Genomic DNA, 4495 nt, shown 5'->3' on the forward strand with positions numbered 1-4495 from the left:
GTGTAAAAGGGACGGCCCTGCGGGGGGCCCGGGGGGAACCGCAGCAGGCCCGGGGGCTGGCCCACCGGGCCGGCGCCCTCGTCCGGCTGGACGCCTGATGGCCGCAATCCCGCCACTGTCAGGCCGCACGGTGGCCGTGACCCGGGCTGAAACCCAGCTCGGCGCCGCGCGCCAGCTGTTCGAGCAGGCCGGGGCCAGCGTCATCGACCTGCCGGCCCTGGTGATCGGCCCCCCCGACCTCTGGGGACCCCTCGATGATGCCCTGGCGGAACTGGATCAGTTCCACTGGATCCTCTTCTCGAGCGCCAACGGCGTGGACGCCGTGGAGCAGCGGCTGGTCCGCCGGGGGAGCAGCCTGGCCGGACGGCCCCGGGGGGTGCGGCTGGCGGCGGTGGGGCGCAAGACCGCCGAATCCCTGGAGGCCCTGGGGGCCCCCGCCGATTTCGTGCCCCCGGCCTTCGTGGCCGACAGCCTGATCGAACACTTCCCAGTGTCGGGCTGGGGGCAGCGGCTGCTGCTGCCGCGGGTGCAGAGCGGCGGGCGCACGGTGCTCGCCGAGGCCTTCGCCGCGGCCGGCGCCCGGGTGGTGGAGGTGGCCGCCTACGAGACCCGCTGCCCGGCCGGACTACCCAGCGGGGCCCTGCAGGCCCTGGAGCGGCGCGGGCTCGATGCCATCACCTTCAGCAGCGGCAAGACGGTGGACCACACCGCACAGCTGCTGGCCGGCAGCTTCGGCGAGAACTGGATCGCGCGGCTGGAGGGGGTGCAGGTGGTCTCGATCGGCCCCCAGACCAGCCGCCGCTGCCTGGAGCGGCTCGGACGGGTGGACGAGGAGGCCGACCCCCACGACCTGGAAGGCCTGGTGGACGCCTGCAGCCGGGCCCTCAGAGCTCGACCTTGACCCGGCGACTGCCGCTCTGCAGGATCAGGCTTCCGTTCCCGACATCGACGGAGGCCACACTCCAGCCGGAGGGCAGCAGATCGGTGGTGCGACCACCCCGGTCGCCCGGGCGCAGGCTGCCGCTCAGCTGTTTGTAGGTCACCACCGCTTCGCGCTGACCGCCCGTATCGATCACGCCGGTGACGCGGAAGTCCTGCAGGAAGGCCGGTGGGGTGACGGCGGCGGCCCTGGCGGTGGCGCCACCCGTCACTGCCCCGGGGACCAGCTCCGGCACCAGCGAGCCGAACGGGTCCTGGCGACCCATGCGGAAGGCGCTGACCACCTGCTGGGAGGTGGGCAGGGGGGTGAGTCCCTCGGGGACGGCCCCGGACGACGCGGCGGGGGCGGCCGGGGGCGGGGGCGCCGGCTGGGGAGGGGCTTCCACCGTGGGGGACGCCGCGCATCCGGTCAGCATCAACCCGGCGACGACCCCGAGGGCGAGGCGCCCGCTGGGGTGCCCGTCAGCCCTTCTCCACCAGGTCGCGAAATCGGTCAAGGTTGGCCTGCAGTTCTTTGGTGACGATGCCCCCCATGATGGTGGGTTCCATCAGGGGTGCAAGCGCGCCGGGGAGTTCATAGCTCACCGTGAGCTTCACGGCCGTGAGGTCGGGCCCGAGGGGATAGAAGCGGACGGCCCCCTTGGTGGGCAGGCCGCCCACGGATTCCCAGTGCAGCCGCTGGCAATCGATCCGTTCCGTGATCCGGGCCTTCCAGTGGAAGCGGAACCCCTGGGCCGCCAGGGTCCAGTCGGTCAGGTCAGGATCGTCGAGGGTGACGACCGATTCGATCCAGCGCATCCAGCGGGGCATGGCCTCCAGATCGCTCCACACCTCCCAGACCCGGACCACCGGGGCCTGGATCTCGGTGGTGACGCTGTGCTCGAGCCATTTCCCCATGGTTGTGCTCCTAGGCCACCGCGGCGCAGGTGGCCAGCGCCACCGGTTGATCCAGGATGGCTGCGGCGGCCAGCCGTCCGCTCATGGTGGCCCCCTCCATCGAGTCGATGTAGTCCTGGCGGGTGTAACTGCCGGCCAGGAAGAAGTTGGCGACGGGGGTGCGCTGGGCGGGGCGGAAGGGCTCCATCCCGGGGGCTTCCCGGTACAGGGACTGGGCCAGTTTCACCACGTTGCTCCAGACGAGCTGCAGGCCGGCGGCGGAGGGGAACAGCTCGCGCACCTGCCGGTCGGTGTGGGCGACGATCTCCTCCGTCTTCTTGGGGATCCAGGGATCACCGGGGGTGAGCACGCACTGGAGCAGGGAACCCAGGCCATCCCGCCGGTAGTCGGCCGGGCTGGTCAGGGCCAGGTCGGCGAAGCAGCTGAAGTCGGCATCAGCCGTATAGAGGAGGTTGTCGAGGCCCGCCGGGCGCCCCAGGTCGGCCCGGCGGGCCTCCGGGCCGACGCCGTCGCCCAGCTCGGTCACCCAGCCGTCGTAACGCAGCTGCACGGTAGCCACCGGCACCGTCTCGAGCCGGTCGATGGCGGCGAACTCGGGGAAACGGCGCCAGGCCTGGGGCAGCAGCCGCTGGGCTCCCGGCACATCACAGGCAGCCAGGTAGGCGTCGGCCTCCACCCGCTTCTCCCCGTCCGGGGTGCCCAGCACCAGGGACGTGACAACCGTCTGGCCGTTGCGCTCCTCGTACCGCACCTCGCTGACCCGGTGGCGCAGGTGCAGGCGGCCGCCACGGGCCTTGATGTAGTCGAGGATCGGACCGGTCAGCCAGCGGTGGGGGGACCCCTTGAGCAGGTTGAGCTTGGAGGCCTCCGTCCGCGAGGCGAACATCATGAAGATGGTCAGCATGCAGCGGGCCGAGATGGCCTCGCAGTCGATGAAACCGAGCGCATAGGCGATCGGGTTCCACATCTTCTGAATGCTGCGGGGGCTGCCGCCATGGTTGAGGAACCACTGCTGGAAGCTGATGGCATCGAGGGAGCGGATCACCTTCATCGCCCCCTCGTAATCCACCAGGCCCCGCACGATCGGGCTCGTGCCCAGGGCGAGGGCATTGCGCAGCTTGTCGATCCAGTCGAGCTGGGGGGTGGTGAAGAAGGCCTTGAGGCCGTTGAAGGGGGCCCCGATAGGGAAGCGGAAATCGAGGGCCCGCAGGTCGCCGCCGCGGTTGACGAACAGGTGCCAGTGCTCCTTGGGCAGGAGATTGTCGATGGCACCCACCTTGCGCATCAGGGCGAAGAGGTTGGCGTAGTTGAAGAAGAAGACGTGCAGCCCCATCTCGATGTGGTTGCCGTCCGGGTCCTCCCAGCTGCCCACCTTGCCCCCCACGAAGGGACGGGCTTCATACAGATCGACCGTGTGACCGGCGTCGACCAGATCGACGGCCGCGCTCAGACCGGCCAGACCCGCACCCACGATGGCGACCCGCACCCTTCGATTCCCGTGAAGGTCCTGACTCTATGGACCGGAGCCTACCCACCGGGGAGGGATCTCCATAGAGTGGACGCTCACCGCGTTGTCCGGCGGCCCGATTCCCACCCTCCGACCCACTGCGAACGCCCCCCAACGAACGATGAGCAGCCCCACCCAGGCCCCGATCTCCAGCCCGGCAGCGACCATGGCAACCGAAGCGGCCGTTACCCACACCGGCGTGGATGGCAAGGGCATCCTGATCACCGAGCCGGCCATGCGCCAGCTGGGCACCCTGATGGCGTCGCAGGGGGGCGAGAAGGTGCTGCGGGTGGGCGTGCGCTCCGGCGGCTGCAGCGGCATGAGCTACACGATGGATTTCATCGACGGCTCGGAGATCCTTCCCGACGACGAGACCTACACCTACGAGCCCGCCGGTGCCCCCAGCTTCCGGGTGGTGTGCGATCCCAAGAGCCTGCTCTACATCTACGGCATGCAGCTGGATTTCTCCTCGGCCCTGATCGGCGGCGGCTTCAACTTCACCAATCCCAACGCCTCCCAGACCTGCGGCTGCGGCAGCTCCTTCGCCGTCTGAAGGCCGGCCGGTCGATGGCGTCGCGGTCCCGTGGCATGGGAGTCTGACGATCCCCACCCCACCACCCCCCGCCGCCATGACGGCCCCGCAGGAGTCCCGCTTCGACCAGGCCATCGCCCGCTACCAGCAGGGGGCCGCGCCCGAGGAGCTGATCGACGAGTTCCTGCAGATCACGGCCCAGGAGCCGCGGCAGTCGGCGGGATGGACCTGCCTGGCCTGGCTGCAGCTGCTGCTCGACCAGCCCCAGGCGGCCCTGCCCTCGGCTCGCAACGCAGTGAAGCTCAATCCCCAGGATCCCCAGGCCCGCATCAATCTGAGCGTGGCGATGCTGGAAACCGGCGCCAAGGGCGTGCGGGAGCACATCGAGATGGTCAAGCGGGTGATGCTGATGGCCCCGGAACTCGCCGACGAACTGCAGGGCTCGATCGCCGATGGCCTGCAGCGGCGGCCGGGCTGGCAGGCCCTGGAGAAGGTGAAGGCCTGGCTCAGCTGAGTCCCGGCCGCCCCTCGGTCAGGGCCTCGAGCACGGTTTCGGCGATGCGCCGCGAGCCCCCGGGCGGACCGACCCGCTCGCGGGCCGCCTGGGCGCAGTGCTGCGG

The 4495-nt window shown here is 70.5% G+C and carries 6 protein-coding genes; 3 read left to right on the plus strand and 3 right to left on the minus strand.

Going from position 1 to position 4495, the window contains the following annotated elements:
* Window positions 1-97: 97 nt before the first annotated feature.
* The gene (locus tag VB737_RS15115) at window positions 98-901 is read left to right on the plus strand and encodes a uroporphyrinogen-III synthase (RefSeq protein WP_500314171.1); all 804 of its coding nucleotides are present in this window, start codon (window positions 98-100) and stop codon (window positions 899-901) included.
* Here the strand turns inward: VB737_RS15115 and VB737_RS15120 are convergent.
* The 3 genes from VB737_RS15120 to zds all read right to left on the minus strand — a co-directional run bounded on the left by VB737_RS15120 (window position 885) and on the right by zds (window position 3322).
* The gene (locus VB737_RS15120) at window positions 885-1325 is read right to left on the minus strand and encodes a hypothetical protein (protein WP_500314173.1); all 441 of its coding nucleotides are present in this window, start codon (window positions 1323-1325) and stop codon (window positions 885-887) included. The genes VB737_RS15115 and VB737_RS15120 overlap by 17 nt on opposite strands.
* A 76-nt stretch (window positions 1326-1401) precedes the next feature.
* On the minus strand, window positions 1402-1836 hold the full coding sequence (locus VB737_RS15125; RefSeq protein WP_500314175.1) for an SRPBCC family protein: 435 nt from the start codon (window positions 1834-1836) through the stop codon (window positions 1402-1404).
* A gap of 10 nt (window positions 1837-1846) precedes the next feature.
* A complete protein-coding gene (gene zds, locus VB737_RS15130; protein ID WP_500314176.1) occupies window positions 1847-3322 on the minus strand; it encodes a 9,9'-di-cis-zeta-carotene desaturase in 1476 nt (491 codons plus the stop codon).
* A gap of 187 nt (window positions 3323-3509) precedes the next feature.
* Between zds and VB737_RS15135 the strand changes: the two genes are divergently transcribed.
* On the plus strand, window positions 3510-3896 hold the full coding sequence (locus VB737_RS15135) for an iron-sulfur cluster assembly accessory protein (protein ID WP_500314178.1): 387 nt from the start codon (window positions 3510-3512) through the stop codon (window positions 3894-3896).
* A 76-nt stretch (window positions 3897-3972) separates the two neighbouring features.
* The gene (locus VB737_RS15140) at window positions 3973-4389 is read left to right on the plus strand and encodes a tetratricopeptide repeat protein (protein WP_323306672.1); all 417 of its coding nucleotides are present in this window, start codon (window positions 3973-3975) and stop codon (window positions 4387-4389) included.
* Window positions 4390-4495 lie beyond the last annotated feature (106 nt).

Source organism: Synechococcus sp. BA-120 BA3 (assembly GCF_034931285.1).
Lineage (GTDB): Bacteria > Cyanobacteriota > Cyanobacteriia > PCC-6307 > Cyanobiaceae > Cyanobium.

What these genes read in the sequence shown, in the direction of transcription:
- VB737_RS15125 (WP_500314175.1), bottom strand. Translation starts at nt 1,836, where the DNA reads ATGGGGAAATGGCTCGAGCACAGCGTCACCACCGAGATCCAGGCCCCG.
- VB737_RS15140 (WP_323306672.1), top strand. Translation starts at nt 3,973, where the DNA reads ATGACGGCCCCGCAGGAGTCCCGCTTCGACCAGGCCATCGCCCGCTAC.
- VB737_RS15115 (WP_500314171.1), top strand. Translation starts at nt 98, where the DNA reads ATGGCCGCAATCCCGCCACTGTCAGGCCGCACGGTGGCCGTGACCCGG.
- VB737_RS15135 (WP_500314178.1), top strand. Translation starts at nt 3,510, where the DNA reads ATGGCAACCGAAGCGGCCGTTACCCACACCGGCGTGGATGGCAAGGGC.